Genomic DNA, 25,170 nt, shown 5'->3' on the forward strand with positions numbered 1-25,170 from the left:
ACTTTTTTCAAGTCTTATACAAGAGTTGCGATGTTGAATCCCCGTTGCGACTGCCGGAACGTTTCACGAAATGATTTCGTGCTTCACCCAGCGAGATAGCCGTTCGCCCGGAACCAGTCGAGGGCATCCTTCAGGCCTTCGCGGTACGGCCGCGCGCTGTATCCCAGCTCGCGCTCGGCCCGCGCCGACGTGAAATACATCTTGTTCTTCGACATGCGCAGCGCGTCCACCGTGACGAACGGCTCCTTGCCGCTCACCTTCGCGAACAGCTCCGCGCCGACCGCGAGCGGATAGAGTGGCCCGCGCGGCAGCTTGATGGTCGGCGGCTTGCGCCCGACGAAGCCCGCGATGTCCGCCAGCATCTGCTGCAGGGGCAGATTCTCGCCGCCCAGGATGTACCGCTCGCCGAGCCTGCCATGCTCCAGCGCGAGGAAATGCCCGTTCGCGACGTCGTCGACGTGCACCAGATTCAGGCCTGTGTCGACGAACGCGGGAATCTTGCCGGTCGCCGCCTCGACGATGATGCGCCCGGTCGGCGTCGGGCGCACGTCGCGCGGGCCGATCGGCGTCGACGGATTGACGATCACCGCGGGCAGCCTGTCGTTCGCGACCATGCGCTCGACCGCGCGCTCGGCCAGCACCTTGCTGCGCTTGTAGGCGCCGATGGTGCTCGCCGGGTCCGAGGGCTTGGTCTCGTCGACGATCGCGCCCGAGCTCGTCACCTTGAGCGTCGCGACGCTGCTGGTATAGACGATGCGCTCCACGCCTTCGGCCAGCGCCGCGCGCATGGTCGCCTCGGTGCCTTCGAGATTCGCGCGCTCGATCTCGCTCGGGTCCGGCGCCCAGATGCGGTAATCGGCGGCGACGTGAAAGAGAAACCGCACGCCTTTGAGCGCGGCGCGCATCGACGCTTCGTCGCGCATGTCGCCGACGACGATCTCCGCATCCAGCGATTCGACGTTCTTGCGCGGGCTGGTCGCGCGCACGAGCGCGCGCACGTCGAAGCCGCGTTCGATGGCGAGCCGCGCGACGGCGGACCCGACGAATCCCGAAGCGCCCGTGACGAGCACGCGAGAGCCGGAAAAATCAGTCATTGTTACCTCGTTGAAAACACTGGCGCGGCCGTCTTTCGTAACAACTGCCGCGCGGGAAAGCATGCCCCGATGGGCTGCAAAGCCAGATGTGACAAGGGCTTGCGCCTCATGCTATGGTCCGTGCCTTGCTACCGGCGCGAGCTGCGCGCAATACTCGAACACAACCGGTGAACGATGCCTCAAGACACTCGAAACCTCTCCTCCTGGATCTACCTCGCGATCGCGATCGCGCTTGCCGCCGTGTTCGCCATCGATCTGCTCACGCCGATGCGCGTTGCAATCTGGGTGTTCTACGTGCTGCCGGTCGTGCTCTGCGTGTGGGCGGACCGGCCGGCGGTGCCGATCATCACCGCGGTCGCGTCGTCGGTGCTGATGATTGCAGGATACGGATTCTCCGCCGCCGACCCGAACGCGAGCCGCGACGTGCTGCAGTTCAATCGCGCGATCGGCATTTTCGTGCTGCTCGTGCTCGCGGCGGTGGCGCACCTGTATATCAAATCGCGGCTCGCGGTACAACGCACGACCTGGCTGCAGCAGGGCATCGTACAGCTCGGCCTGCAATTGCGCGGCGAGCAGTCCCCGGCTTCGATCGGCGCGAACATCCTGCGTTCGATCGTTCCGTACCTGGGGGCGAAAGTCGGCGTCGTCTACGCGCTCGAAGGCGATGCGCTCGTGCGCGCCGCGGCCTGGGCGCTGCCGGACGAGGACAGCGCGCCGCGCAGGATCGCGCGCGGCGAGGGGCTCGTGGGTCAGGCGCTCGCGGATGCGCGCGTGCTCGAACTGCGCGACGCTTCCGCGCATTACTTGAGAACCGGTTCCGCGCTCGGCTCGGCGACGGCGTCGCGCGTCGTGATCGCGCCGCTCTACGCCGATGGCGAAGTGGCGGGCGCGATCGAGCTCGGCTTTGTCGGCGGCGAAGGGCGCTTCCAGGACGCCCGCGCGCTGCTCGACATGGCGTCGGAGCCGGCCGGCATCGCGCTGCGCTCCGCGCGCTATCGTGCGCGTCTCGTCGAACTGCTGGAGGAAACGCAGCGCCAGAGCGAGGAGCTGCAGGTGCAGCAGGAAGAACTGCGGGTGTCGAACGAGGAACTGGAGGAGCGCGGCCGCGCGTTGCAGGATTCGCAGGCGCGGCTCGAACAGCAGCAGGCCGAACTCGAGCAGACCAATGTCCAACTGGAAGAACATACGCAGCATCTCGAACGGCAAAAGGCCGAACTGTTGCAGGTGCAGCAGGAGCTGACCGCGAACGCGGTCGAGTTGGAGCGCGCGAGCCAGTACAAGTCGGAGTTCCTGGCGAACATGTCGCATGAGCTGCGCACGCCGCTCAACAGCTCGCTGATTCTCGCGAAGCTCCTGCAGGACAACAAGCAGGGCAATCTGACCGACGAGCAGGTGCGCTATGCCGCGACGATCCACTCGTCGAACAGCGACCTGCTCGCGCTCATCAACGACATTCTGGACCTGTCGAAAGTCGAGGCCGGGCAGATGGACGTGCAGTTCGCGCCCGCCGCCGTCGATTCGATTCTGGAGGCGCTCAGGCAGTCCTTCGCACCGGTCGCCGCGAACAAGGGCCTCGAATTCGTCACCGAGCGCGGCGAGAACGTGCCGCAGTATTTCGTCACCGACAGCCAGCGGCTTCTGCAGGTGCTGCGCAACCTGCTGTCGAACGCGTTCAAGTTCACCGAGCGCGGCCGCGTGACGGTCGCGGTGGAGCGCGCGGGGGACAACGCGCTGCGTTTCGACGTGCGCGACACGGGCATCGGCATCGCGCGCGAAAAGCAGGACCTGATCTTCCAGGCCTTCCAGCAGGCCGACGGCACGACGAGCCGCAAGTATGGCGGCAGCGGCCTCGGGCTCTCGATCTCGCGCGAGTTCTCGCGCCTGCTCGGCGGTACGGTCAGCGTGACCAGCGAACTGGGCAAAGGGAGCGTGTTCTCGGTGACGCTGCCGATCGCCGCGCGCGAAGGCACCGTCGCGGCGAAGCTCGAGACGATCGCCCATGCGGCCGAGCCGGAGCCGGCCGCGGTCCGGTCGCCGCCGCCAGAGCCTGCGCCCGCGCCGGTCCGGCCGCCGAAGCCCGTTCAACCGCCCGCAGCGATATCCGAGCCGGCGGTCATCGCCGACGACCGCGCCGACCGCAAGCGTCCCGATCGCGTGATACTCGTCGTCGAGGACGATCAGCGGTTCGCGCGCATCCTCTACGATCTCGCGCACGAGCTCGATTTCGACTGCGTGCACGCGGCCACCGCGACGCAAGGTGTCGAGCTCGCGCGCTCGCTGCAGCCGAACGGCGTCTTGCTCGACATCGGCTTGCCGGATCAGTCGGGTCTCACGGTGCTCGAATGGCTGAAGCATGATCCGCTCACGCGCCACATTCCGATTCACATCGTCTCCGCGACCGATCACGCCGATGTCGCGCTGCATCTCGGCGCGATCGGCTATACGCTCAAGCCGAGCGCGCGCGACGACCTCGCGAACGCGATCCGCAAGCTCGAAGCACGCTCGTCGCAGGGCACGCGCCGCGTGCTCGTCGTGGAGGACGATCCGGCGCTGCGCCAGAGCATCCACGCGCTGCTCGCGAGCGAGACGGTGGCGATCGTCGAGGCGGGCTCGATCGCCGAGGCGCTCGAGGAAATGCAGCGCGGCATGTTCGATTGCGTCGTCATGGATCTCGCGCTGCCCGACGGCTCCGGCTACGAACTGCTCGAGCGCGTGTCGACGAGCGGCGGACCCGCGTCGCCGCCGGTGATCGTCTATACGGGACGCCTGCTGTCGCAGGAAGAGGAGCAGCGCCTGCGCCGCTACTCGAAATCGATCATCATCAAAGGGGCGAAGTCGCCGGAACGCCTGCTCGACGAAGTGACGCTCTTTTTGCACAGCGTCGAGAGCGCGCTGCCGCCGGAGCAGCAGCGCATGCTGCGCGCGGCGCGCCAGCGCGACGACGTGTTCGAGGGCCGCACGATCCTGCTCGCGGAAGACGACGTGCGCAACATCTTCGCGCTGTCGCGCGTGATCGAGCCGCTGGGCGCGACGCTGGAAATCGCGCGCAACGGACGCGAGGCGCTCGAGGCGCTCGCGCGCCGCGGCGACATCGACCTCGTGCTGATGGACGTGATGATGCCCGAGATGGACGGCCTGACCGCCATGATGGAGATTCGCAAGCGGGCGGAGCATGCGCGCCTGCCGATCATCGCGCTGACGGCGAAGGCGATGCCGAGCGACCGCCAGAAATGTCTCGAAGCGGGTGCGGACGATTACATATCCAAGCCCATCGACGTGGATAAGCTCGTCTCGCTGTGCCGCGTGTGGCTCCGCCAGCGATGACCGGACCGGTCTCTCAGATGAACGACAGCAGGCACGAGGAAGAAGCGGCGTTCGACATCGAACTGAAGCTGATTCTGGAAGCGATCTACTTGCGCTATCAGCACGACTTCCGGCACTACTCCGTGAGTTCGCTGAGGAGGCGGCTCGCGCAGGCCGTGCACGATTTCGGCGTGCCCACGCTTTCGCAGCTGCAGGAACGCATCCTGCGCGATCCGGCGCTGTTCGCGCGGCTGTTCCAGTACCTTACGGTGCAGGTGAGCGAGATGTTCCGCGACCCGCAGTATTTCCGCGCGATCCGGGAGCAGGTGGTGCCGATTCTGCAGACGTATCCGTCGATCAAGGTGTGGGTCGCGGGATGCAGCAGCGGCGAGGAGCTGTGGTCGCTCGCCGTGCTGTTCGCCGAGGAGAAGATCGCGGATCGCACCGTGTTCTACGCGACCGATATCAACGCAGAAGCGTTGCGCCAGGCCGAAAGCGGCATCTATCCGGTCGAGCGCATGGCGGGCTTCAGCCAGAACTATCTGGCGGCGGGCGGCAAGCGTTCGCTCTCCGACTATTATCACGCGGCCTATGGCGCGGCGAAGTTCTCGCAGACGCTCAAGTCGCGCGTCGTGTTCGCGGATCACAGCCTCTCCACCGACAGCGTGTTTCTGGAAGCGCATCTGGTGTCGTGCCGCAATGTCCTGATCTATTTCGATCGCGCGCTGCAGGACCGCGCGCTCGGCCTCTTCAGCGATTCCCTCGTGCGGCGCGGGTTTCTCGGTCTGGGCAGCAAGGAGAGCCTGCGTTTTTCGAAGTACGCGGACCACTTCGCGGACTTCAATCCGCGCGAGCGGCTCTACCAGAAGGTGTGACGATGAACACCTCATTCGACGCGCAACGCATCGGGGCCGTCGTGATTGGCGCATCGGCGGGCGGCGTCGAGGCGCTCAACCAGTTGCTGCCCGTGCTGCCGAAGACGTTCGCGGTGCCGGTGCTGGTCGTCGTGCATGTGCGGCAGGGGCAGCCGAGCCTGTTGCCGGTGCTGTTCGCTGCGCGCTGCGCGCTCGCCATCGTGGAGCCGTTCGACAAGGACGAGATCGCGCCGGGCGCCGTGTATTTCGCGCCGCCGGGCTATCACATGCTCGTCGAGGCGGAAGGGGGCGCGGCGCCGTCGATCGCGCTGTCGGTCGATCCGCCGGTGCGCTTCTCCAGGCCGTCGGTGGACGTGCTGTTCGAATCGGCGGCGCACGCGTACGGCCAGCGGCTGCTCGGCATCGTGCTGTCCGGCGCGAACGACGACGGCGCCCGTGGCGCGCGCGCGATTCGCGATGCGGGCGGCGTGTGCTGGGCGCAGGACCCGGCGACGGCCACGGCGCCCGCGATGCCGCTCGCGGCCATCGCGGAAGGCGTGGTGAACGAAGTGCTCACGCCGGACGACATGGCGATGCGGCTCACGCAATGCATCGACCGCAGGCAATAAAAAAGGCAAGGCAAGGCAAGGAGTCACCAGATGACGCAACCCATCCACGTGCTGATCGTCGACGACATCCGCAACAACATCACCGCGCTCGAAGCGTCGCTCGCGCGGCCGGATCTGTCGGTGCTGAAAGCCGAATCGGGGCCCGCCGCGCTCGAGCTGTTGCTCAAGCACGAAGTCGCGCTCGCGATCCTCGACGTCAACATGCCCGGCATGGACGGGTTCGAACTCGCCGAGCTGATGCGCGGCAGCCCCCGCACCGCGCACGTGCCGATCATCTTTCTCACGGCGACGGCGCAGGACGCGAGCCGCACGTTCCGCGGCTACGAAGCGGGCGCGGTGGACTTTCTCTACAAGCCGTTCGACTCGCGCATCCTGAACTCGAAGGTGGACGTGTTCATCCAGATGGAGCGCCAGAAGCAGCAGCTCGCGACGCAGCTCGCCACGGTGCAGCAGCTGCTCGATGCGAACGAGATGCTGATGGCCGTGCTCGGTCACGATTTGCGCACGCCGCTGTCGGCGGTGATCGCGTCGGCGGAATATCTCGCGCGCTTCGTGCCGGACGAGAACGTCGCGAACATCGGCACGCGCATCAAGTCGAGCGGCATGCGCATGGTGCGCATGGTCGATCAGTTGCTGAATCTCGCGCGCCTGCGCGGCGGGCGCGTGACCTTGCAGCCGCGCGCGGTGGAGTTGACGACGCTCGCGAAGAACATCGTCGATGAATACGAGGCGCGCGTCGGCAAGGGTCGCATTTCCCTGGCGCGCCAGGGCGATACGCTGCTGCAGGGCGACGGCGACCTGCTCTCGCAGGTGTTCTCGAACCTCATCGGCAACGCGCTGCAACACGGGCTCGAAGGCTCGGCGATCCAGGTGCGCCTCGACGGCGGCGCCGACGACGTGACCATCGCCGTGCAGAACGCCGGCGAGATTCCCGCCGATGTCCTGCCGACGATCTTCGCGCCGTATCGCTCGGGCCGGCGCCAGCTCGAATCGAGTGGCTTGGGGCTCGGGCTCTATATCACGCGCGCAATCGCGCAGATGCACGGCGGCGACGTCAAGGTGCACTCGACGTCCGAAGCGGGCACCGTCTTCGAGGTGACGCTGCCGCGCGTGCCGCGGCCGCGTGCGGGCGAGCGCGCTGACATGGCGCAGCCATTCCGTCTGAGCTGACACGTTCGCGGCCGAGCGTGTCTACAATGCGGCCTGTGAACGACGAACGAAGGGAGTGCACGATGCCGGGCCCGGATCTGGATACGAGAATCGAAACCTATTACGTGCGCGTGCGGGGCGTCGTGCAGGGTGTCGGCTTCCGGCACCACACGGTGCGGCGCGCGCATGCGCTCGGCGTGCGCGGCTGGGTCGCCAATCTCGACGACGGCTCCGTTGAAGCGATCATCCAGGGCGCCGCCAACCAGGTCGACCTGATGCTCGAATGGTTGCGACGCGGGCCCCCGCATGCCCGCGTCACCGATTTCTTCAGCGAAGAGCGCCACGTCGAAAAGCGTTACGAGCGCTTCGAGCAGCACTAGATCAACGGGCGACCAGCAGGCTCTCCGCGAACTGCCATTCCTCGTCGCGCCACTGATGCGTGCATTCGAAGCCCGCATCGGCGGCGATCGGCGCGACTTCCTCGGCCGCGTACTTGTGGCTGCTTTCGGTCCAGATCGTCTCGCCCTCGCGGAACTCGACGCGCAGGTCCGCGCCGCGCACGCGTACGGACAGCGCGCGCTTCGCACGCAAATGCATTTCGATGCTGCGCGCATCCGGATTGAAGCGCGCGACATGCTCGAAGGCGTCGAGGGGAAAATCGCCGCCCAGTTCGCGGTTGATGCGCGCGAGCATGTTCAGATTGAACGCGGCGGTCACGCCGATCGGATCGTCATACGCGGCGATCAGGATCGGCAGCGGCTTGATGAGGTCGGTGCCGAGCAAAAGCGCATCGCCGGGCTGGAGCATGCCGCGAATCGAGCGCAGGAACTTCGTCGCGGCGAGCCGCGCGAAGTTGCCGATCGTGCTGCCGAGAAACAGCACGAGGAGCCTTTCGCCGTCCTTGCGCTTCGAGCTGACTTCCGACAGTCCCGCGAGGTAATCGCGCTCGTGCCCGACGATCGACACGCGTTCGATGTCGCTCAGCTCGCGGTGACAAAGCTGCAAGGCGGTGCGCGAAATTTCAATTGGATGGTAAGCGGTGGGCTGCTTTTTACATAGCGCTTCCAGAATGCGGCGCGTCTTGCGGCCGCTGCCGCTGCCCAGTTCCGCGACCTTCACGTCGCCCGGCATGGCCGCGACGATGTCCGTCGCATGGTCCTTCAGCACGCGCTCCTCGGCGCGCGTCACGCCGTACTCGGGCAATGCGGTGATCACCTCGAAGAGGGCAGAACCCACTTCGTCATACAGATACATCGAGGGCAGTTCCTTCTGCGGATGCTTGCGCAGACCGGCGTGGACGGCCTCTGCGAAGGCATTGGAAAAGCGGGGCGACAAGGCAGGTTGAGTCATGACGTCTCCATCGATGCGGCGTTTTCTTCGCGTGCCATCGCTGAAAGCGACGATACGGCGCCTGTTGCTGCGGATGCAATGACGCGAGCGGCGGATGATCGCGCGTAGCGCCGCTCGGACTTCGGGACAGGACCAGCGTCGAGCGCCGGACCTCCAAGGGTCGCCGATCATCGTGACCGGCGAAAGGCAGTGCTGGAAAACATCGGACAACCGCGCGAGACAAAGTTCACGCGGCGCGGTTCATGCCGCAAGGCGAAACACGAAAGAAGCAAAAAGCGCGCACGCCCGGAAAATTCGTTTGAAGCGAATCCTGAAAAACGGATGCGAGGTCCGTTTAGAATGCGCCATTCCTCGCAGTCTCGATTGCATTCGGCTTGCGTTCCACCTTTAGCGCTTTGCGCCACATTCGATGAATCAGCATGACCTGGGGCGCGGCATCGCGCTGTCCGTTGCCGCTTCCGCGCTTTTTGCGCTCATGTCCGGCTATACGAAGTGGCTCGCGCCGCTCGATGGACTCGATATCTTCGCGTGGCGCATCGTCTGGACGCTGCCCGGCGCGCTTGCGCTCGTCGCGCTGCGAAGCCGCTGGCCGCAATTATGCGCGCTCGTTTCGAAGCTCGCCAAAACGCCGCATCTGCTGCTGGCGTTCGCCGTCGTCGCGGCCTTGCTCGGCCTGCAACTGTGGATTTTTCTGTGGGCGCCGCTCCACGGACGCGCGCTCGAAGTCTCGCTCGGCTATTTCCTCCTGCCGCTCGCGATGGTGCTGCTCGGGCGCTTCCATTACGGCGAGCGCCTCGACGGATTTCAGTGGGCGGGCGTCGCCGCGGCCGCGCTGGGCGTGGCGCACGAGCTCATCGTCACGCATGCGTTCGCATGGCCGACGCTCGTCGTGGTGCTCGGCTATCCGCCGTACTTCGTGATCCGGCGGCGGCTCAATGCCGATCCGCTGGTGTCGTTCGCGGTGGAGATCATGCTGATCGCGCCCGTCGCGTTGATCATGCTGTTCGTGCGCGGCTCGTTCGCGGAAGTCGCGGGGGCGCCGCATCTGTGGCTCCTGCTCTTGCCCGGCCTCGGCGCGCTGAGCACGATCGCGCTCGCGTCGTATCTGCGGGCGAGCCGGCATCTGCCGCTCGCGCTCTTCGGCATTCTCGGCTACGTGGAGCCGGTGCTGCTGGTGGGCGTTGCCGTGCTGCTGCTAGGCGAGCCGTTTTCAGCGCGGAAGCTGGGCACCTACGTGCCGATCTGGATCGCGGTCTTGCTGACGGGCGTGCATAGCGCGCGTCTCCTGATGCGCTCGCGTTCGCGCGAGCGGGCGATGCCGATGAGCGAGCATCATGCGAGCGTCGAGCATGAAACCGTCGCGGAGGAAATCGAGCGGGTGGAGTGATCAGCGCGCGGCGCGCGCCTGAATGGCATCGTGAAGATCGCGCCTGAGCCCGAGTCCGGACAGAAGCTCGACCAGGATGAAGAGCGGCCCGATCAGCAGCCCGATGATGTCGTCGACGAACGCGGGCTTGCGATGTTCATAGCGAACGTGCCCGATGAACTGGAATATCCAGCCGATCACGAACATGCCGATGCCGATCGTGAGCCAGATCGACGTGGCTTGCGAGGCCGCCCAATCTCCGAACGCCGCGCTCAGCGCGGACACGATGCCCATGCCGATGCCGAGCGGCACATCGAGCCAGAGATAGTAGAGCGTGGCGAGCGCGAACAGCAGCCATGCCGGCGTGAGCATGAACGCTCCCGAAAAGATCGGCCATGCGGGACGGCCCAGCAACGCGGCGATCGCGAGCACGATGAGCGGAATGCCGATGAAGTGCGTCGCGACATTGCGCTTGTCGCGATGATATTCGGCGTACTGCGACAGATGATCGGTCAGCGTGCGCATGGCGGGTGTCTCCTTCGTGTTTTTTTATCCCACGAATGATAGGCCCCGCGCCGGCATCGGCAAGTAGAGCGTTTCCTTTGGCGTGCTGGAATGCGTGGCCGCCAAGAGAAAAAGCGAGCCCGAAGGCTCGCTTCCAATCGAACGCACCGGATTGTCGTTATGCAATGCCCAGTGCGCGATGCGATGACGCCGGCCCCCCTTACTTCTTCGCAGCGTCGACCTTCGCATCGGCGGCCGCCTTGTTTGCGTCGCTTTGTGCCTCGACTTTCTCCTTGTCGGCCTTTGCTTGCGCCACGTTGGCATCCTTCGCTGCTTCCTGTTTCTTCTTGTCGGCCTTGGCCTGTGCCGCGTGCGCCTTCTTGTTGGCGGTCGCCTGGGCCTCGGCCTTTTCGTTGTTTGCCTTCATTTGAGCTTTGCCTGCGTCGGTCGCGGCGGTTTGCGCGAATACCGTAGTGACGAGCATGGCGGATGCGAGAGCAGCGACGATCTTCTTCATGGCTTGAAACTCCTTTGATCTGTTCTGGAGGACGCGTGGCGCAGTGCGCCGCGCTAAGGATGAAAACGCCGCGTCCACGGATAGTGTTGACATTCTTCTGGTGACAAACAGTAACCAGTCGCGAGCAAATGAAACGGCGCTCGGTAAGAGTGGCGGCGTTGCCTGAGCTTTTCGACGCGCGTTACCGGATGCGCTGGGAAGTTGTTACGGTTCAGCGAATTCGCTTCAGTTTGTAACTGCGCCTAAGGTAATTCGGTATCCGAACTGAAGTTCGGTGTCGCACGTTCGATGCGGCCTATTTGTAATTCTTGAAATGCACGGTTACCAACTGCAGCAGTTATTTCTTAGCCGGCTGCTTAAGATGAGTGTCATGAACCCGGCTAACGGGAAACGGAGAAGCTCATGAAACGCGCAGCACTTGTCTTGTTGATGATCGGTAGTTTGACAGTGGCGGGCCAGGCTTCGGCACACGGACATGGCGGCGGTGGTCGCCACGGCGGCGGAGGAGATGGCGGCGCGATCGTCGGCGCGTTGATCGGCGGTGCGGTGCTTGGCGCGCTCGTCACCTCGGTCGCCAATGCGCAACGGACTTATGCGCAGCCGGTCTATGAACAGCCCGCGTATGCACAACCAGCGTACGCACAACCGGTCTATGCCCAACCGGCGCAGCCTCCCGGCTACTGCTACGACAACTATCGCGGCGCGTACGTGCCTTGCGGTTACTGACCGCATGGCTCGACACGACGAAGAAGTCGCGGCACGTCGCTTGCGCTGAAGCGGATACGGTCGTCGCAGCATTCGCGTTGCGCGACCGATACGCAAATTTTGGAGACTTGCAATGAACGCGACTACGAAAAAGCTGGTGATATCGGCATTGGTGCTTGGACTGTCCGGCGGCGTCTTTGCACAAGCAGGCGGCGGCGCAGCGGGCGGCTCGATGGGAGCGGACGGTAATGGTTCGTCAGGCTCGGGTTCGGCTGCGGCGGCCAAGGGCGGCGGCGTCGGCATGGGCGGCACCGGCATGGGCGGCTCACCGGACAGCACGGCCGGCACGGGCGCCAAGAGCGGGATGGGCAATGGCGTAAACAACGGAATGAGCCAGGATCAGGGTACCGTGCAGCGCAGTGCGCCTAACAACGGCAACATGAACTCGGGCGGCACGAACTCGAGCGGCAGCGGCACGCAGAAGCCCTACTGATGGGCCCGCGCGCATGCGGGTGCGATCGCCGCGACGTCGCCGGGACACGATGGCGGCATCCGCCCGACGGCGGTGCGCAATTCAAATAGAAAATAAAGCAGGACGCGCCGTGAATGGCGCGAGATTCACTGACCGCTTGCGGACGCCGCATCGGCGGAGGCAGCGGGTTCGAACGCTTTCGCGCGCAAGCTGACCTTCTCCGCATAAGCGCGCGATCCGCCATAATTCTTCAGCGCGGCGTCGATGTCGCCTTGTGCGGATTTCATATAGCCATGGAGGATGGCCGAACCGGCTTCGATATTGTCCTCAGGGTCCGTCAGGTCGATGTCTCGCACGAGTTTCTTGTGCGCCGACGGCACCACCTGCATGAGCCCAGTTGCGTTGTTCGGGCCTCTGGCCGTTTCCTTGAAGCGCGATTCGATCGAGATGATGGCGAGCAAGAGCGCCGGAGGAAGCGAATATTTCGACGCGGACGACATGACCGCGGATGCGATGGTCTGGGCCTTCTCGCGGGCCACGCCGAATTTCCGTGTAAGGAATTCTGAAATCTTGTGACCTTCCTGCTGCGCCTTCGGGCTTTGCTGAACGGTCGCGTCGCTGGCGGCGAGCACGTTTTCCTGAGCGGACGCGGTGTGCGCGGCGCTCAGCGAGATGGCGAGGGCGGCGAAGGTGACGAGAAATCGGCGCATCGGACGGGGAGATCAAAGCGGAGTCGCATTATATCCCCATAAAAAATCCTTGTGGATCATGTACTTGTCTTAAATCTGATGTTTCGTTTCGAAAATCGGAATGAATTACGTGCGCTCGGCCCGCTTTGCAGACGGCGTGGAGATGCCCTCGCCGGCATCCGAGGAGAGGCGCGCGAACATCGGCAGCGAAGCCAGAACGACCAGCGCCGTCGCGATGAACGCGCACGCCAGTTGCCAGCGCTCCGTGTGCGCGCTGCCCGAAACGAGCATCGTTGCCTGGATCGTCCCGGCGGCGACCGTCACGCCCACGGCCTTCATCAGCTGTTGCGCGGTGCCCTGGAAAGAGGTCGCGGCGGCTAGGCGCGGCTTGGGCACGTCGGCGAAGGCAAGCGCGCCCATCGTCGCGAAACTGAGCGAGCGCCCGAGTCCGCCCAGCAGCAACAGCAGGAAGATCGCGGCGGCGGGCCAGGCCTGCGACATCGTCGAGCAGACGAGCAGCACGGCCGCGAAACAGACGCTGCCCGCGCACAGCACCGTGCGCACGGAGAAGCGCCGCAGTGCGAGCGCCGTCATCGGGCGCATGCAGAACGAGCCGAGCGCGCTCGCGAACGTGACAAGGCCGCTGGCCGTCGCGCTGTAGCCAAAGCCCGTTTGCAGCGTGAGCGGCACGAGAAAGGGCAGCGCGCCCGCCCCGGCGCGGAACAGGCTGCCCGCAACGGTGGCGGCGTGAAACGTGGGAATGGACAGGAGCGAGAAGTCGATCGCCGGGTTCGCCACGCGGCGGCAATGCAGCACCGTGACGCGGAAGAGCAGCAAACCGACCGCGACGCAGATCCACGGTACGCCCTCGGGCAGCACGCCGCGCCCGGCGCTCTCGATGCCGATCATGAAAAGGCTGAGCGATGCGCCCGAGAGCAGCATGCCGCGCAGATCGGGCGGCGTGCGGCTTTCGGGCGGCGAGGGCGGCAGCAGCTTCCAGGTGAGCAGAAGGCCCGCCGCGCCCACCGGCACGTTGACCCAGAAGATGCTGCGCCAGTTGAGGGCGTCGGTCAGAAAGCCGCCGAGCGGCGGACCGAGCAAGGGGCCGACCAGCGCGGGCATCGTGAGCCAGGTGGTCGCCTGCAGCAATTCCTCGCGCTTGACGCCGCGAAACAGGATCAGGCGGCCGACCGGCACCATCATCGCGCCGCCGAGTCCCTGCACGATGCGCGCGGCCAGCAACTGCGGCAGGTTCATCGCGGCGGCGCACGCGACGGAAGCGAGCGTGAAGGTCGCGATCGCCCACATGAACACTCGCCGCGCGCCGAAGCGGTCGGCGACCCAGCCGCTCGCGGGAATGAACACCGTCAGCGCGACGAGATAGGCGGTGATCGCGCTGCTCAGATGAACGGGGTCGACCTGGAGATCGCGGGCCATGCTCGGGATGGCGGTCGCGACGATCGTGCCGTCCATGTTCTGCATGAAAAGCGCGCTGGCCACGACGGCGGCGGTGATGCGGAAGTTGCTGCCTTTCACGATGCGGCGCCCGCTCGCGCGCTGAAGGCTTGTTGCAAGATTCGTTGCAAGGCGTGCTGAAATGGGAATGGCTGTATGCCGCAGAGTCTAGCGCGATAAGCGCACGGGCGTTTTTCTACGCATCCGCGACGAGCGCGCGGCATGCCTCCATCGGCAAGGTGTGTCGGGCGGTCAGGCTCCGCCGGCGAAGCGCAGCCGGGCGGTTTGCGCCTAAGCCTGCGCGCGGGCGATGCTCGCCGCCATCGCCATGAAATGCGGGAGTTCGGGCGTCACGCGATGCGCGTCCTTCGCCTGATCGTCCCAGCGTCGCAGCACGAGGGCATCCTGCGCGTAGGGTTTCGCGAGGAACACATGCGCTTCCTCCACATCGAACACGCCGCCTTGCAGTTGCAGGCTGCGCACGGAATCCGCCGAGAGGCGCGCGTGATACGACGCATCGATCGCGCACAGACAGCGCTTCGCGTCGACGTGCAGGCGAATCGGCTCGAGCACGGCATCGGAGAAGAGCGGCCGCAGGAACGGCAGCGCGAAGTACTGGTGCAGATCGTCGATGCCTTGCTCGGTCGGCGTTTCCCCTTGCAGATTGAGGAGATGCCCCAGATCGTGCAGCAATGCGGCGACGATGAGCTCGCGGCTCGCACCCGCCTGTTCCGCGAGCGTCGCGCTTTGCAGCGCGTGCTGCAGCTGGGTGACCGGCTCGCCGCTATAGGCGATCGAGCCATGTGCGTCGAAGAGATGCCGGATGTCGTCGAGGGAAAGCGCCATCGTAAGGAAGCCTGGGAATGCGTATGCTGCTGAAATGAAATCCGGAGATTATCGCTCCGCTTTATGTCGCGACGATGGCGAACCACGGCAGCATGACCTGCGACGCGCGAGGAACGAACGCGATGCCTTTCTCCTTCAGACGGCGCCCCGAGCTCGCGGGTCTCGATCTCCGGTCGCGGCGCGAGGTGCGCCGCATCGCCTGGCATTTCGCGCAAAGGCACTGGACCCTGCACGCGCCCGCGTTCGCGTGGATCGTTTTCGTGCTGCTGCACACGCGCTATCACGTCGTGCCGGAACGGCGCGACTATCTGCTCGTCACGCTCGTGATTTTCGTCGTGGCGGTCGTCAACATCAGGTTCCATATCGCGCGCTATCTGAAGCCCGCGCGCGCCATTTTCGACTTGCTGGGAAGCGCGGCGGCTTGCTTCGTCACGGGCCGCTAGACGGCGTGTTGCATCGCCGCATCGCGCGAAGGGGCCCCGTTTTTCGCATGTTACGATGCTCGGCGACCCGTATCCACCGAACGCAAGATGGCAACGCTATACGAAACGCTCGGCGTGGACGAGCACGCCACCGACGAAGAAATCAAGCGCGCGTACCGCAAGGCCGCGATGCGCTGCCACCCCGACCGCAATGCGGGCAACGAAGACGCCGCCCGCGGGAAATTCCAGGAGATCAAGGAAGCCTACGCGATTCTCTCCGACCCCGAGCAACGGGCGATATACGACCGGATCTTCGCAGAGGAAATGCGTCGTTGGGAAGAGCGCGCGCGCCGCGAGGAAGCGGAACGCGAGGCGCGCGAAGCAAAGGAGCGCGAGGCACGCGAGGCGCTCTATGCGGAGCGCGTGTCGCTCGCGATGCGTTTCGCGTCGCAAGGCTATAACCGCGATGTCGTGTTCGGCGTTCTGCTCGGCGCGCAATGCGATGAATCCGCGGCGCGGCAGATCGCGGACAGCGCGATCGCATTGCACGAGTCGCGTCAGGCGGAGCAGGCGCGTCGCGAGCGTGAGGAAGAACCCGCGGACGAGCCCCAGGCGAGCAAGGTAGAAGAGAAGGAAGCCGCCACCGCCGGCGCTGCGAATCCGCTCGGCGCAATGTGGTTCCAGTTCCTCAACAATCTGCGTTTCTAGTTGTTGGCCGCTAACGCGAGGAACGCCCTGTCTTCGAAGCGGGGCGGCAAAAAAAGCGAAGTCGAACCGGTTCGTTGATAGAAGCGCCCGTCAGGCTGCGAGCACTTCGCCGCGCATGTTGCTTCGCCGCGGCGCCGGTGGATAGACACACCAGTGCCCATCGTCGTGGCGGAAAAAAAACAGCGCTCGCGACGCCTTGCCGTGGCACGTCTCGACGCATACATAGCGCCGTCCGTCGGAACGGATGCGGCTGAACTGTCTCACATGGACCGGCACGCTGCCCGGCGCGAGCCATTTTTCGACCTGGTAACGAAGTGATCGCTCATTCGCGTGTTTCATTTTCAGTCTCCTGCACGCGGCATTCATGATCGGGTTAACGGCGCCACTTTCCAACGGTTTAAAGCCCGATCGAGAAAACCCCTGCCGCAACGCACCACGTTCCTCACAAAGCACTTTAACTCTACGCCCGTATGCATGAGCGGGGCCCGTTTTTGCGAAATAGCAACAGCGGGCGAAAATGCGCTTTGCCACGTCTCGTTCACGAAAAACGCCTGACCATCTTATGGACGTATCCTCATGCAACGCAGTGCACGGATATGTACGCGAACGGTCATATCAATGGTCCGGTGCGTACGCTAGCCGTCACTTCGAACGAAGCGATTCCCGTGCCCGGGCTCGCGCGAGTCGTGGGCGATTCAGAGCGGGCGCGCGAAGCTCAGTTCGTGGCCGTCGGGATCGGTGAGATGGAAATAGCGCTCGTTCCACGGCGCATCGCGTGGTTCGAATTGCGGCCCGATGCCGTGCGCTTTCGCCTTGCGGTAGAACGCGTCCACATCGGACACGTAGATGATGACGCGGCCCCAGAATCGAATGGGATCATGCGTCTCGCTGGTGAGATTCAGGAATGAAGCACCGAGGGCGAACGAAGTGAACGCCTCGTTCGCGCCGCCATGCAGGATGCGAAAGCCTAGCGCTTCGTAGAAGCGCACTGCGCGCGCCATGTCGTGCGTGGCGAGCGTGATCGCGCTCAGGCTTTCGACGTGCGCATCGTCGTGTTGTCGTCGATCGTTCGGCGTTCCCATGCGCTCGAATGTCATCCCGGATGATGATGATGCGATACGAGCGACAGCACCGACAGATCCGGATGCGTGCCATCGATGATGCTTTTGCCCACGTGCCGCGCATCTTCCACGGCGTCTTGCGCCGTCTTGTATTCGTCGTCGCCGTCGGCGTGGAAATGCACCGCTTCGCCCGGGATGTCCGCATTGGCGCCGTGTCTGCACACATGGCCGATGTACACGAAGCGGTCCACCGCGCGCGGCGGAGCATGCTCGGGCGTGGGCTTGAGCTGAGGCAGCACGTGGATCTCGAAACCTTCGTATTCGAACACGCGCCATTGAGCGGGGTCGTCGGGCATGATCGCCTCCTTGGTCTAGTTGTTCGCTCGCCAGCCAACGTTACTCCTGTTGGCGCGCCGAATCCATCGGAACGCGTGGCGGCGCGCGCTGCATCGGCGGGTCCATCGAATCGGGATGGCGCTCGCGTCTCACATCAGACGAAAGACGCGACGCATCCTCGATGCAGGCGCGTATCCGCGCAAAAATTGACATCGTCTTCGCGCCCGGCGGATACTTTTTGGCGCACCTCGCGCTTCGTTCGGGAAGCGCGGCACGTCCAGCCGTCAGTCAAGCGCATCCGTCAGCCGTTTCCCTTATCCCGGGGGCGCCGTGAAGCCGAGTACGACACCAGCCTCGACACGTCGCGCCGTGCGCGTGCGCGCCATGCCGCGCCTCGCCGCGCTCGTCGGCGACGTGACCGCGGGCACCGTCTCCACGCTCGTCATGCTGTGCTACGCGATGAGCCTCGGCACGCTCATCTTCAGCGCCGATCTCGCGCGCTATGCCGAGCTCGGGGTGCCCACGGCGCTCGTCAGCTGCATCGTCACGGCGTTCGTCATCGCGTTGACGAGCTCCATGCGCATGAACATCGGCGGGCCGGACAGCAATGCGACGGCGTTCCTCGTCGGCGTCGCGGCGGGCGTCGCGAGCAGCGTGCGCGCGAACGGCGGATCGCCCACGGTCATCCTGCTGACGGTGCTCGTCGCCATCGCGCTGTGCTCGCTCGTGACGGGCCTGATTCTCTTCGCCATCGGCTCGTCGAAGAAAAGCCGCTCGCTGCAATTCCTGCCATATCCGGTGATGGGCGGCTTTCTCGCGGGCACGGGCTATCTGCTGCTCGCGGGGGCGTTTCGCGTGCTGACGGGTGTCGCGCTCGACTGGCACACGCTGCCCACGATCGCGCGCCTGCACTGGCTCGCGTGGGCGCCCGCGCTGTTCGTCGGCGCGCTCGCGACGATCCTCGCACGCACATGGCGTCACGCGGCCGCATTGCCGATCACGCTCGCCATCGGCATCGCGTTGTTCTACGTGCTTCTGCGCGTCGCGGGCATCTCTCCCGACGATGCGCGCAGCATGGGTCTTCTGCTTCAGCACGTGCCGACACACGCACTGCACATTCCCGAGCTGCATCTGCCTTCGTCGCTCGCGCGCGGCGAGATCGACTGGCGCGCGATCGTCGCGCACTTGCCCGAGACGCTCATCGTCACGTCGGTGTCGGCGATCACGATCATCATGAACTCGACCGCGATGGGCGCGGCCACCGGACAGGACATCGACCTGAACCGCGAGATGCGCGCAGCGGGCCTCGCGAACATCGCGAGCGGCCTCTTCGGCGGCATGGTCGGCTATCAGTCGTACAACCGCTCGATGCTCAACGCGCGCGCCGGCGCGACGAGCCGCGCCGCAGGCGTGTTCGCGGCGCTCGCGTGTCTCTTCGTGCTGGTGGCCTCGCCCGATCTCGTCTCGTTCTTTCCGGTGCCGGTGCTCGTCGGCATGCAGATCTACATGGGCCTGCGGCTCATGATGGACTGGCTCGTCGGCGCGTATCGCAGGCTCACGTGGCACGAGTATCTGCTCGTGCCGCTGATTCTCGCGGTGATCGCGTTCTATGGCGTGATCGCGGGCGTCGTCGCGGGCGTGGTCGCGGCGTGCGTGACCTTCGCGCTGCTCTATGGCCGCGCCGGCTGCGTGCGCATGGAGTTCGACGGCCGCACGCGCACCTCGAACGTCGAGCGCAGCATCGAGGAGACGCGCCTGCTGATCGATCGCGGCGACGAGATCTGCGGCGTCTGTCTGCAAGGCTTCCTTTTTTTCGGTTCCGCGAACTCGATGCTGCAACGTATCCGTGAACGCATTCGCTCGCATAACCCGAGGCCCGTGCGCTATGTCGTGCTCGACTTCGCGTGGACCAACGGCATGGATGCGTCGGTGTCGCTTGCATTCGTCAAGCTGCGCCAGGCGTGCGCCGCGATCGGCGCGGACCTCGTGCTCACCGCGCTGCCGCGCAACTCGCGTGCGCTGCTCAAGCGCACCGGCGCGCTCGCGCTCGGCATCCGCGAGTTCGACACGCTCGATGCGGGGCTCGAATGGATCGAGGCGCAGCAACTCGCCGCGCTCACGCCTGCGTCGCCGCCTTGCGCGCCATCAGAGGACTTTCGCGTGATGCTCGCGCCGCACTTCACGGCGCGCGCGCTCTCGCAGCTGGCCGGATTGCTCGACGTATGCGAAATCGCCGCGGGCGATACGCTCTTTCGGCGCGGCGATGCGGGCGATGCGCTCTATATCGTCGAGGCAGGTCGCGTGACCGTGTCGCTGCCCCTTGCGGACGGCCGCTCGGTGCGGCTGCGCTCGTTCGGCCCCGGGACGATCATCGGCGAGATGGCGGTGTACACGCACGCGCCGCGCAGCGCGGATGTCGTGGCCGATGAGCCCGCGCGTCTGCGGCGGATGACGCTCGCGGCATTGCGCGCGCTCGAACTCGAAGATCCGTTGACCGCGCAGGAATGGCATCGCTTCGTCGTGAAGATGATGGCCTCGCGTCTCGCCGTCGCGGACGAAGCGTTGCGCGCGGCATCGTGAGCGCGCATCCGATGCGGTGATGCGTGCCCGCGATGGGCACGTCAGGCATGGATAACAGTTCTCGCGCTGCGTGCCGCCGCATCCGCGCCTGCGCGAGCGAGGTTTCGTCGAGTTGGTCGGGACCGATGGGAAGGTCCTTGATGACGAGAGTGCGTCGCATGATGGCTCTCCCTGAATGAGCTGGCTGAAGCGGGTCGAGCACGGCACGTGTGCTCGACCGTTCTTTTGCACGCGCCATGCCATTCGTCGGGACGAATGCGGGCATTCGCCTCATTGCGGCTTCATGCGCAGCCCCTCTTGATCGCTACTTCGATGACCGGTATGTTGGACGCGCGCGAACAGGTATGCGATCTGCTGTTGGCGCTTGCAGGCGTCCAACATCGAGGCCGGGATCATGACCCACAGACTTTGCGCGTCGCTCGCGATGGCGCTCTTCATCGTCACGAGCGGCGCACTTGCGCAGGACGCACCGCAATCGATCGCGGTGCCCGACTGCACGCTGATCGACGACAACGCCGCCTACAACGACGCGCAGACCGATCGCGACCAGGCCGCGCGCCTCGCGATGGTGAGCGGCGCATTGCGCGACGACCTGCGCGAGCGCGCGCTCTTTCGCGTCGCCGACAATGCGGGCGCGCGCGATCTGATCGCGTCGCTGCAAAGGGCCCAGGACATGAGCGCGTGCAACGGCTGCGAGCTGCGCGTGGCGAAGCAGCTGGGCACGTCGCGCGTCGGCGTGTGCTGGGTGCAGAAGATCAGCAATCTCATCCTCAACATCAATCTGCGCGTGGAGGACGCCGCCACCGGCAAGACCCTATTCCAGCGCTCGGTGGACATGCGCGGCAATACCGATCAGTCGTGGCGGCGCGCCGCGAAGGCGCTCGCCGATCTGCTGGCGGACGATCCCTCGGCCACGCGCTGATGTCGTACCGAAATGCGCGCAATGCGGCATGCGCCTCCGAATTCGGGAATTTCTCCCGGCCGCGAGCGTTGCCACCTCGGCGCTTATTGGGCTAAGTTGGGCTGAGTTGGCCACGCAGGCCCGCGCGCGGCGTGCCGCGCATGTGCCCATGAACTCGAATAATCCAAGACGAAACCGCTGGAGACGAACATGCATGTCAGATTCAAGGCGGCGCGCATTGCTTGCGCGTCGGTCATGGCGCCATCGCTCGCAGTTGCCGCGAGTCTCGCGCACGCCGCCGCGCCGACCGCCTACGTGACGACCGAGAGCGCCGGAGTCGGCGTGATCGATCTCGACAATCTCTCGCTGACGAAGACCTACGACGTCGGCAAGGACGGCCCGCGCGGCCTTTCCCTGAACAAGGACGGCACGCGTCTTTATGTGGCGAACAAGGCGACGAGCGATCTCTCGGAGATCGACACCTCCACGGGCAAGGTCGTGCGCCGTGCGAAGATCGGCAAGAATCCGGAGTTCGTGCGCGTCTTCGGCGGCTATGCGTACGTGACTTACGAGCCCGGAGAGAGCGGCGGTCCGCCCAAGCCCGGCGAACCGGAAAAGGACGACGACGCAAACTCGCCGCCCGCCGAAATCGCCATCGTCGATCTGAAGACGATGAAGGTCACGCACTCGGTCAAGAGCGGTCACGAGACCGAAGGCGTCGAGTTCTCGCCGGACGGCAAGCTGATGCTCGTGACCAACGAGGGCGACGACACGGTGTCGGTGTATCGGGTCGGCACGGGCAAGCCGGTGCGCACGGTGAACTTGCCGAAGGGCTCGCGCCCGCGCGGCATCAAGGCGTCGCCCGATGGCAAGCAATATGTCGTTACGCTGGAGAACGCGAACAAGTTCGTCGTGCTCGATGGCGGCAGCCTCAAGACCATCAAGACCGTCGACACGAAGACGGGCCCGTATGGCGTCTCGTTCGATCCTTCGGGCAAGCGGCTGCTGGTTGCCGCATCGCGCGACAAGACCTTGCAGGTGTTCGACGGCGCCACGTACGAGCACGTTCGGGACGTTCCGGTCGGCCAGCGCTGCTGGCACTTCAGCTTCACGCCGGACGGCTCCAAGGTGCTGCTCGCGTGCGGCCGCTCGAATGCGGTCTACGTGCTGGACGGCACGGACTACAAGGAAATCAAGCAGATCGGCGATCTGCCGCTCGCCTGGGGCATCGTGACGTATCCGCCGAGCGCGGGGTCGATCGTGGGACGCTGATCGAAGCACGGGCCAGGTTCGTGGGATGGCCGCCGTGCGTGGCCATTTCGCTTTCTGCGGCGCGGCATTGCACGATCCGCTGCCCGCCGCAGCCGTGTTGGCTGCTAGTATCGACTGGACCCGCCTTCGAGGATCGTCATGCTTACCCTGGCCGAGGCATTCGAGGAAATCCGCGAGGCGCCCTTGCGCAAGCGCGTTCTGATCGCGGCCCAGGGCGATCGCGGTAATTGCCGCTGGCTGCCCGCGCATATCGGCAAGCATGGCGAGCTTCGCTGCGATGCGGACCCGGATGCCGAGATCGAACTCGACGAAGACGCCGCCGACGCGATCGGCTTGTTCGATGCGGGTTCGCTGTCGTCGTGCGCACTCGTCGTGCGTCTGGGCGCGCTGGGTATCGGCGCAATCGTCATGGGCCCGGAATCGCCGAGCGACGCGATGCGCATGATGGAACAACTGAAGGCCAACGCGCTCAGCCGCTTCGTCGAGCACTATCTGGCCGAATTGCAGCAGCGGCGGCCCGCGAAGGTGTATCCGTTCAGGCCGCGCTGAGCACGCTCGCCCACCCAAGGCTCACTTCCACGCATAACGCATCCCCACCCACACGCCGCGCGGCGCGCCCACGCCCAGGAACTGTTCGCTCACCGTGTCCGTGCCATTGAACGTATGGTTCGGGCCGTTGAAGAAGTTCTCGCCGAGAATCGCGAAGTTCGCATAGCGCTTGTTCAACAGGTTCTTCACCGTCGCATAGACCTGCAATTGCTTGGTCACGTTATAGGTCGTGTCGAGATCGATGAGGAAGTAGCCCGCAATGCTGCCGTTCACGTCCTGATTGTTCTCGTCGCCACGCGCGAAGATGTTGCTGCGATACGTGAGATTCGTGCCGATGTTCCAGCGCGAGATCGGGTTGTAGTCGACGCGCAGCTTCACGGTGTTGGCCGGAATGCCCGGAATGCGGTCGCCCGAATGCACGGTGATGTTGCCGTTGTCGTCCGCGCTCGAGTTGCTTGCGCTGCTTTCGGTCCACGTCGAGCGGTACGTCGCGTTCACATAGCTGTAGCTCGCCGCGACGCCCACCGGTCCCCATTGCGTGCGGCCCGCGAGTTCGAAGCCTTGCCGGCGGGTCTTGCCGACGTTCTGGAAATAGCCGAGCGTGCTCGCCGCGCCCTGGCTGCTGACGAACTGGATGTCGTCGGAAAGCGTCGTGCTGTAGGCCGCGGCGCTCCACGTCGTGTGGCTGCCGATGCGGCCGCGCGCGCCGATTTCGAAGGTGCGCGAGATCACCGGCTTCAGGTCCGGATCGGCGATGAAGTCGTTGGGCAGCGAGCACGGCGCGTTCGGGTCCGCGCACGCGAGCTCGATGGCGGTCGGCGAGCGCATGCCCTCGTTATAGGTCGCGTAGGCCGTGAAGTACGGCGTCGGATTCCAGTTGAAGCCCACGGCCGGATTGAAGCGCGAGAACGTGTGCTGTCCATCGAGCAGCGGCTGCACGCCGCTTTCATCGCCGATGGTCGCCTTGGCCCAGTTGTAGCGGCCGGCCAGCGTCATCGACCATTGCTCCGTGAACGACAGCGTGTTCTCGAAGTAGATGCCCCAGTTCTCGTTGCGCGTCTTGGCGTCGGTCGTCTGCGCGAACGGGCCCGTGCCGATGGTCGCGCGGGTGTCGGTGAACTCCGCCGGCTGCGAGGACTGCGTGAAGTGAGAATTGGCGAAGTCGCCCGCGGCGCCCAGGATCAGCTGGTTGTCCATGCCGAACAGCTTGTTGAGCAGCGTGAGCTGCAGGCTCGCGCCGTAGCTGTCCGTCACGATCACCGACTGATCGTTGGTGGCTTGCGTGAGTTCGTCAGCATCGTCGCCGTCCGGATCGAAGTCGTGGTTGACGTTGCTGCTCACGTTCTTGTTGCGATAGTGCCGGTAGTACACGTTGCCGCTCAGCTGGATGTTCGGCGTGAAGTAGTGCTCCGCGTTGATCGTCAGATAGCCGACCTGGTTCTCGTTCGTGTCCGGAAAGGTGTACGCCTGCCGGAAGTTGTCCATGAACGAGCGCGGGATCGTCTGCGAGCCGTTCAGGGTGTTGTCGGCGCCACCCATCGAGACGGAGATGGTCGTATCGGCGTCGGTGTAGCGGATCTTGCCGAAGGCCTGGCGCAGGCGGCTCGAGTTGTGATCCGCCCAGCCATTGTCGTTCGTGACGTTCGCGGTGAAGTAGTAGTCGAGGTGATCGCCGATCACGCCGCCCTGCTCGATCTGCGCGACCTTGCGGCCGAACGAGCCGAAGCTCAGGTCCACGTTGCCGCCGGGGTTGCTGCGGCCGTTCTTGGTCTGCACCGCCACGGCGCCGCCCAGCGTGTTCAGGCCGAAAGTCGGGTTCGAGCCGGGGATGATCTGCATGGTCTGGATCGCGGCCTGCGGGACCAGATCCCAGTTGACGACATCGCCGAAGGGCTCGTTGATGCGCACGCCGTCCATGAACACGGAGAGGCCTTGCGGCGTGCCGAGCAGCGGCGAAGCGGTGAAGCCGCGATAGAGGATGTCGGTCTGCGAAGCGTTGCCTTGCGCGTCGTTGGTATCGACGCTCGCGAGGTTTTTCTGCAGGTAATCGGTGACGGTCTGTGAATGCTGCGCCTCGATCTCGCTGCCCTTGATCGTCTGCACGTTGGCGGGCACTTTCTCGAGCGGCGTGCCGACGCCGACGAGCGGCGTGGTTCCGACGACGACGATCGTAGGCAGTTCGGTGTTCGGCGGCGCGCTGGCTGTGGCGGGCGCCGTGGCCGATGCGGGCGCGGGTGCGTCCGCCGAGCCGGCGGCGGGCGGCGTCTGCGCCCACGCGGACACTGTCATGCTCGCGAACGCGCTGCCGAAAACGAGCCGCAGACCCGCTCGGGGTTTGAACGGATGCGCGGGCGCGGGCTTGCGCGGCATGCTCTTCATCGTCGTCTCCTCTTGTATTCTGATCCACG

General features: G+C 65.1%; 25 protein-coding genes. 14 read left to right on the forward strand and 11 right to left on the reverse strand.

From position 1 onward, the window contains the following. Window positions 1-83: 83 nt before the first annotated feature. Complete coding sequence (gene hpnA / locus AWB83_RS25830) at window positions 84-1,094, reverse strand: hopanoid-associated sugar epimerase (protein WP_087048463.1); 1,011 nt, start codon at window positions 1,092-1,094, stop codon at window positions 84-86. A gap of 174 nt (window positions 1,095-1,268) precedes the next feature. Between hpnA and AWB83_RS25835 the strand changes: the two genes are divergently transcribed. The 5 genes from AWB83_RS25835 (at window position 1,269) to AWB83_RS25855 (ending at window position 7,409) form a co-directional block, all read left to right on the forward strand. Then, window positions 1,269-4,418, forward strand: coding sequence for a hybrid sensor histidine kinase/response regulator (locus AWB83_RS25835; RefSeq protein ID WP_087048464.1), 3,150 nt, complete (start codon window positions 1,269-1,271; stop codon window positions 4,416-4,418). A 17-nt stretch (window positions 4,419-4,435) separates the two neighbouring features. After that, window positions 4,436-5,272: a CheR family methyltransferase gene (locus AWB83_RS25840; protein WP_087048465.1), complete on the forward strand. Its 837-nt coding sequence runs from the start codon at window positions 4,436-4,438 to the stop codon at window positions 5,270-5,272. 2 nt (window positions 5,273-5,274) lie between these two features. Next, on the forward strand, window positions 5,275-5,880 hold the full coding sequence (locus tag AWB83_RS25845; protein WP_087048466.1) for a chemotaxis protein CheB: 606 nt from the start codon (window positions 5,275-5,277) through the stop codon (window positions 5,878-5,880). A gap of 30 nt (window positions 5,881-5,910) precedes the next feature. Continuing rightward, window positions 5,911-7,050: a hybrid sensor histidine kinase/response regulator gene (locus tag AWB83_RS25850; RefSeq protein ID WP_087048467.1), complete on the forward strand. Its 1,140-nt coding sequence runs from the start codon at window positions 5,911-5,913 to the stop codon at window positions 7,048-7,050. A gap of 62 nt (window positions 7,051-7,112) precedes the next feature. Beyond that, window positions 7,113-7,409: an acylphosphatase gene (locus AWB83_RS25855; RefSeq protein ID WP_087048468.1), complete on the forward strand. Its 297-nt coding sequence runs from the start codon at window positions 7,113-7,115 to the stop codon at window positions 7,407-7,409. 1 nt (window position 7,410) lies between these two features. Here the strand turns inward: AWB83_RS25855 and egtD are convergent, their stop codons facing one another. Further along, the gene (gene egtD, locus AWB83_RS25860) at window positions 7,411-8,379 is read right to left on the reverse strand and encodes an L-histidine N(alpha)-methyltransferase (RefSeq protein WP_087048469.1); all 969 of its coding nucleotides are present in this window, start codon (window positions 8,377-8,379) and stop codon (window positions 7,411-7,413) included. 409 nt (window positions 8,380-8,788) lie between these two features. Between egtD and rarD the strand changes: the two genes are divergently transcribed. Then, the gene (rarD, locus tag AWB83_RS25865) at window positions 8,789-9,766 is read left to right on the forward strand and encodes an EamA family transporter RarD (protein ID WP_087048470.1); all 978 of its coding nucleotides are present in this window, start codon (window positions 8,789-8,791) and stop codon (window positions 9,764-9,766) included. Here the strand turns inward: rarD and AWB83_RS25870 are convergent, their stop codons facing one another. Further along, window positions 9,767-10,270, reverse strand: coding sequence for an Mpo1 family 2-hydroxy fatty acid dioxygenase (locus tag AWB83_RS25870; RefSeq protein WP_087048471.1), 504 nt, complete (start codon window positions 10,268-10,270; stop codon window positions 9,767-9,769). It lies immediately after the preceding gene. Between the two features lie 199 nt (window positions 10,271-10,469). Beyond that, entirely contained in the window at window positions 10,470-10,766 is a 297-nt protein-coding gene (locus AWB83_RS25875) for a hypothetical protein (protein ID WP_087048472.1), read from the reverse strand. 402 nt (window positions 10,767-11,168) lie between these two features. On the opposite strand from AWB83_RS25875, the gene AWB83_RS25880 reads away from it, so the two are divergent. Beyond that, on the forward strand, window positions 11,169-11,492 hold the full coding sequence (locus AWB83_RS25880; protein WP_087048473.1) for a hypothetical protein: 324 nt from the start codon (window positions 11,169-11,171) through the stop codon (window positions 11,490-11,492). 112 nt (window positions 11,493-11,604) lie between these two features. Further along, window positions 11,605-11,964 carry a hypothetical protein gene (locus tag AWB83_RS25885; RefSeq protein WP_087048474.1) on the forward strand — a complete coding sequence of 120 codons (360 nt, stop codon included), beginning with the start codon at window positions 11,605-11,607 and terminating at the stop codon, window positions 11,962-11,964. Between the two features lie 125 nt (window positions 11,965-12,089). On the opposite strand, the gene AWB83_RS25890 is transcribed toward AWB83_RS25885, so the two are convergent. The 3 genes from AWB83_RS25890 to AWB83_RS25900 form a co-directional block, all read right to left on the reverse strand. Next, window positions 12,090-12,653, reverse strand: a complete 564-nt coding sequence (locus AWB83_RS25890; protein ID WP_087048475.1) for a lytic transglycosylase domain-containing protein — start codon at window positions 12,651-12,653, stop codon at window positions 12,090-12,092. A 105-nt stretch (window positions 12,654-12,758) separates the two neighbouring features. After that, entirely contained in the window at window positions 12,759-14,168 is a 1,410-nt protein-coding gene (locus tag AWB83_RS25895) for a DHA2 family efflux MFS transporter permease subunit (protein ID WP_087048476.1), read from the reverse strand. A 210-nt stretch (window positions 14,169-14,378) separates the two neighbouring features. Then, on the reverse strand, window positions 14,379-14,933 hold the full coding sequence (locus tag AWB83_RS25900) for a phosphonate degradation HD-domain oxygenase (RefSeq protein ID WP_087048477.1): 555 nt from the start codon (window positions 14,931-14,933) through the stop codon (window positions 14,379-14,381). Between the two features lie 122 nt (window positions 14,934-15,055). Here AWB83_RS25900 and AWB83_RS25905 point away from each other — a divergent pair, with 122 nt between their 5' ends. Next, window positions 15,056-15,376 (forward strand): hypothetical protein, encoded by a 321-nt coding sequence (locus AWB83_RS25905; protein ID WP_244197886.1) that lies wholly within the window; start codon window positions 15,056-15,058, stop codon window positions 15,374-15,376. An 87-nt stretch (window positions 15,377-15,463) separates the two neighbouring features. After that, a complete protein-coding gene (locus AWB83_RS25910; protein WP_087048478.1) occupies window positions 15,464-16,063 on the forward strand; it encodes a J domain-containing protein in 600 nt (199 codons plus the stop codon). Window positions 16,064-16,153: 90 nt separating this feature from the next. On the opposite strand, the gene AWB83_RS25915 is transcribed toward AWB83_RS25910, so the two are convergent. From AWB83_RS25915 to AWB83_RS25925, 3 genes are all read right to left on the reverse strand, one after another. Beyond that, window positions 16,154-16,402, reverse strand: coding sequence for a hypothetical protein (locus AWB83_RS25915; protein ID WP_087048479.1), 249 nt, complete (start codon window positions 16,400-16,402; stop codon window positions 16,154-16,156). Between the two features lie 356 nt (window positions 16,403-16,758). Beyond that, entirely contained in the window at window positions 16,759-17,145 is a 387-nt protein-coding gene (locus AWB83_RS25920; protein ID WP_087048499.1) for a VOC family protein, read from the reverse strand. 11 nt (window positions 17,146-17,156) lie between these two features. Next, on the reverse strand, window positions 17,157-17,480 hold the full coding sequence (locus AWB83_RS25925) for a hypothetical protein (protein ID WP_087048480.1): 324 nt from the start codon (window positions 17,478-17,480) through the stop codon (window positions 17,157-17,159). Between the two features lie 364 nt (window positions 17,481-17,844). On the opposite strand from AWB83_RS25925, the gene AWB83_RS25930 reads away from it, so the two are divergent. From AWB83_RS25930 to AWB83_RS25945, 4 genes are all read left to right on the forward strand, one after another. Beyond that, window positions 17,845-20,040 carry a SulP family inorganic anion transporter gene (locus AWB83_RS25930; protein ID WP_087048500.1) on the forward strand — a complete coding sequence of 732 codons (2,196 nt, stop codon included), beginning with the start codon at window positions 17,845-17,847 and terminating at the stop codon, window positions 20,038-20,040. Window positions 20,041-20,434: 394 nt separating this feature from the next. Then, on the forward strand, window positions 20,435-20,962 hold the full coding sequence (locus tag AWB83_RS25935; RefSeq protein WP_087048481.1) for a DUF3280 domain-containing protein: 528 nt from the start codon (window positions 20,435-20,437) through the stop codon (window positions 20,960-20,962). Window positions 20,963-21,151: 189 nt separating this feature from the next. Continuing rightward, window positions 21,152-22,213, forward strand: coding sequence for a YVTN family beta-propeller repeat protein (locus AWB83_RS25940; protein WP_087048482.1), 1,062 nt, complete (start codon window positions 21,152-21,154; stop codon window positions 22,211-22,213). 138 nt (window positions 22,214-22,351) lie between these two features. After that, window positions 22,352-22,762: a hypothetical protein gene (locus AWB83_RS25945; RefSeq protein ID WP_087048483.1), complete on the forward strand. Its 411-nt coding sequence runs from the start codon at window positions 22,352-22,354 to the stop codon at window positions 22,760-22,762. A gap of 21 nt (window positions 22,763-22,783) precedes the next feature. Here AWB83_RS25945 and AWB83_RS25950 read toward each other — a convergent pair whose 3' ends face one another. After that, the gene (locus tag AWB83_RS25950; protein ID WP_087048484.1) at window positions 22,784-25,141 is read right to left on the reverse strand and encodes a TonB-dependent receptor; all 2,358 of its coding nucleotides are present in this window, start codon (window positions 25,139-25,141) and stop codon (window positions 22,784-22,786) included. Window positions 25,142-25,170 lie beyond the last annotated feature (29 nt).

Source organism: Caballeronia ptereochthonis (assembly GCF_001545075.1).
GTDB classification, from domain to species: domain Bacteria; phylum Pseudomonadota; class Gammaproteobacteria; order Burkholderiales; family Burkholderiaceae; genus Caballeronia; species Caballeronia ptereochthonis.

What these genes read in the sequence shown, in the direction of transcription:
- AWB83_RS25920 (WP_087048499.1), bottom strand. Translation starts at nt 17,145, where the DNA reads ATGGGAACGCCGAACGATCGACGACAACACGACGATGCGCACGTCGAA.
- AWB83_RS25900 (WP_087048477.1), bottom strand. Translation starts at nt 14,933, where the DNA reads ATGGCGCTTTCCCTCGACGACATCCGGCATCTCTTCGACGCACATGGC.
- hpnA (WP_087048463.1), bottom strand. Translation starts at nt 1,094, where the DNA reads ATGACTGATTTTTCCGGCTCTCGCGTGCTCGTCACGGGCGCTTCGGGA.
- AWB83_RS25855 (WP_087048468.1), top strand. Translation starts at nt 7,113, where the DNA reads ATGCCGGGCCCGGATCTGGATACGAGAATCGAAACCTATTACGTGCGC.
- AWB83_RS25905 (WP_244197886.1), top strand. Translation starts at nt 15,056, where the DNA reads ATGCCTTTCTCCTTCAGACGGCGCCCCGAGCTCGCGGGTCTCGATCTC.
- AWB83_RS25870 (WP_087048471.1), bottom strand. Translation starts at nt 10,270, where the DNA reads ATGCGCACGCTGACCGATCATCTGTCGCAGTACGCCGAATATCATCGC.
- AWB83_RS25930 (WP_087048500.1), top strand. Translation starts at nt 17,845, where the DNA reads ATGCCGCGCCTCGCCGCGCTCGTCGGCGACGTGACCGCGGGCACCGTC.
- AWB83_RS25875 (WP_087048472.1), bottom strand. Translation starts at nt 10,766, where the DNA reads ATGAAGAAGATCGTCGCTGCTCTCGCATCCGCCATGCTCGTCACTACG.
- AWB83_RS25835 (WP_087048464.1), top strand. Translation starts at nt 1,269, where the DNA reads ATGCCTCAAGACACTCGAAACCTCTCCTCCTGGATCTACCTCGCGATC.
- AWB83_RS25840 (WP_087048465.1), top strand. Translation starts at nt 4,436, where the DNA reads ATGAACGACAGCAGGCACGAGGAAGAAGCGGCGTTCGACATCGAACTG.
- AWB83_RS25910 (WP_087048478.1), top strand. Translation starts at nt 15,464, where the DNA reads ATGGCAACGCTATACGAAACGCTCGGCGTGGACGAGCACGCCACCGAC.
- AWB83_RS25950 (WP_087048484.1), bottom strand. Translation starts at nt 25,141, where the DNA reads ATGAAGAGCATGCCGCGCAAGCCCGCGCCCGCGCATCCGTTCAAACCC.
- AWB83_RS25945 (WP_087048483.1), top strand. Translation starts at nt 22,352, where the DNA reads ATGCTTACCCTGGCCGAGGCATTCGAGGAAATCCGCGAGGCGCCCTTG.
- AWB83_RS25915 (WP_087048479.1), bottom strand. Translation starts at nt 16,402, where the DNA reads ATGAAACACGCGAATGAGCGATCACTTCGTTACCAGGTCGAAAAATGG.
- AWB83_RS25890 (WP_087048475.1), bottom strand. Translation starts at nt 12,653, where the DNA reads ATGCGCCGATTTCTCGTCACCTTCGCCGCCCTCGCCATCTCGCTGAGC.
- AWB83_RS25880 (WP_087048473.1), top strand. Translation starts at nt 11,169, where the DNA reads ATGAAACGCGCAGCACTTGTCTTGTTGATGATCGGTAGTTTGACAGTG.
- AWB83_RS25940 (WP_087048482.1), top strand. Translation starts at nt 21,152, where the DNA reads ATGCATGTCAGATTCAAGGCGGCGCGCATTGCTTGCGCGTCGGTCATG.
- egtD (WP_087048469.1), bottom strand. Translation starts at nt 8,379, where the DNA reads ATGACTCAACCTGCCTTGTCGCCCCGCTTTTCCAATGCCTTCGCAGAG.
- AWB83_RS25885 (WP_087048474.1), top strand. Translation starts at nt 11,605, where the DNA reads ATGAACGCGACTACGAAAAAGCTGGTGATATCGGCATTGGTGCTTGGA.
- AWB83_RS25925 (WP_087048480.1), bottom strand. Translation starts at nt 17,480, where the DNA reads ATGCCCGACGACCCCGCTCAATGGCGCGTGTTCGAATACGAAGGTTTC.
- AWB83_RS25850 (WP_087048467.1), top strand. Translation starts at nt 5,911, where the DNA reads ATGACGCAACCCATCCACGTGCTGATCGTCGACGACATCCGCAACAAC.
- rarD (WP_087048470.1), top strand. Translation starts at nt 8,789, where the DNA reads ATGAATCAGCATGACCTGGGGCGCGGCATCGCGCTGTCCGTTGCCGCT.
- AWB83_RS25935 (WP_087048481.1), top strand. Translation starts at nt 20,435, where the DNA reads ATGACCCACAGACTTTGCGCGTCGCTCGCGATGGCGCTCTTCATCGTC.
- AWB83_RS25845 (WP_087048466.1), top strand. Translation starts at nt 5,275, where the DNA reads ATGAACACCTCATTCGACGCGCAACGCATCGGGGCCGTCGTGATTGGC.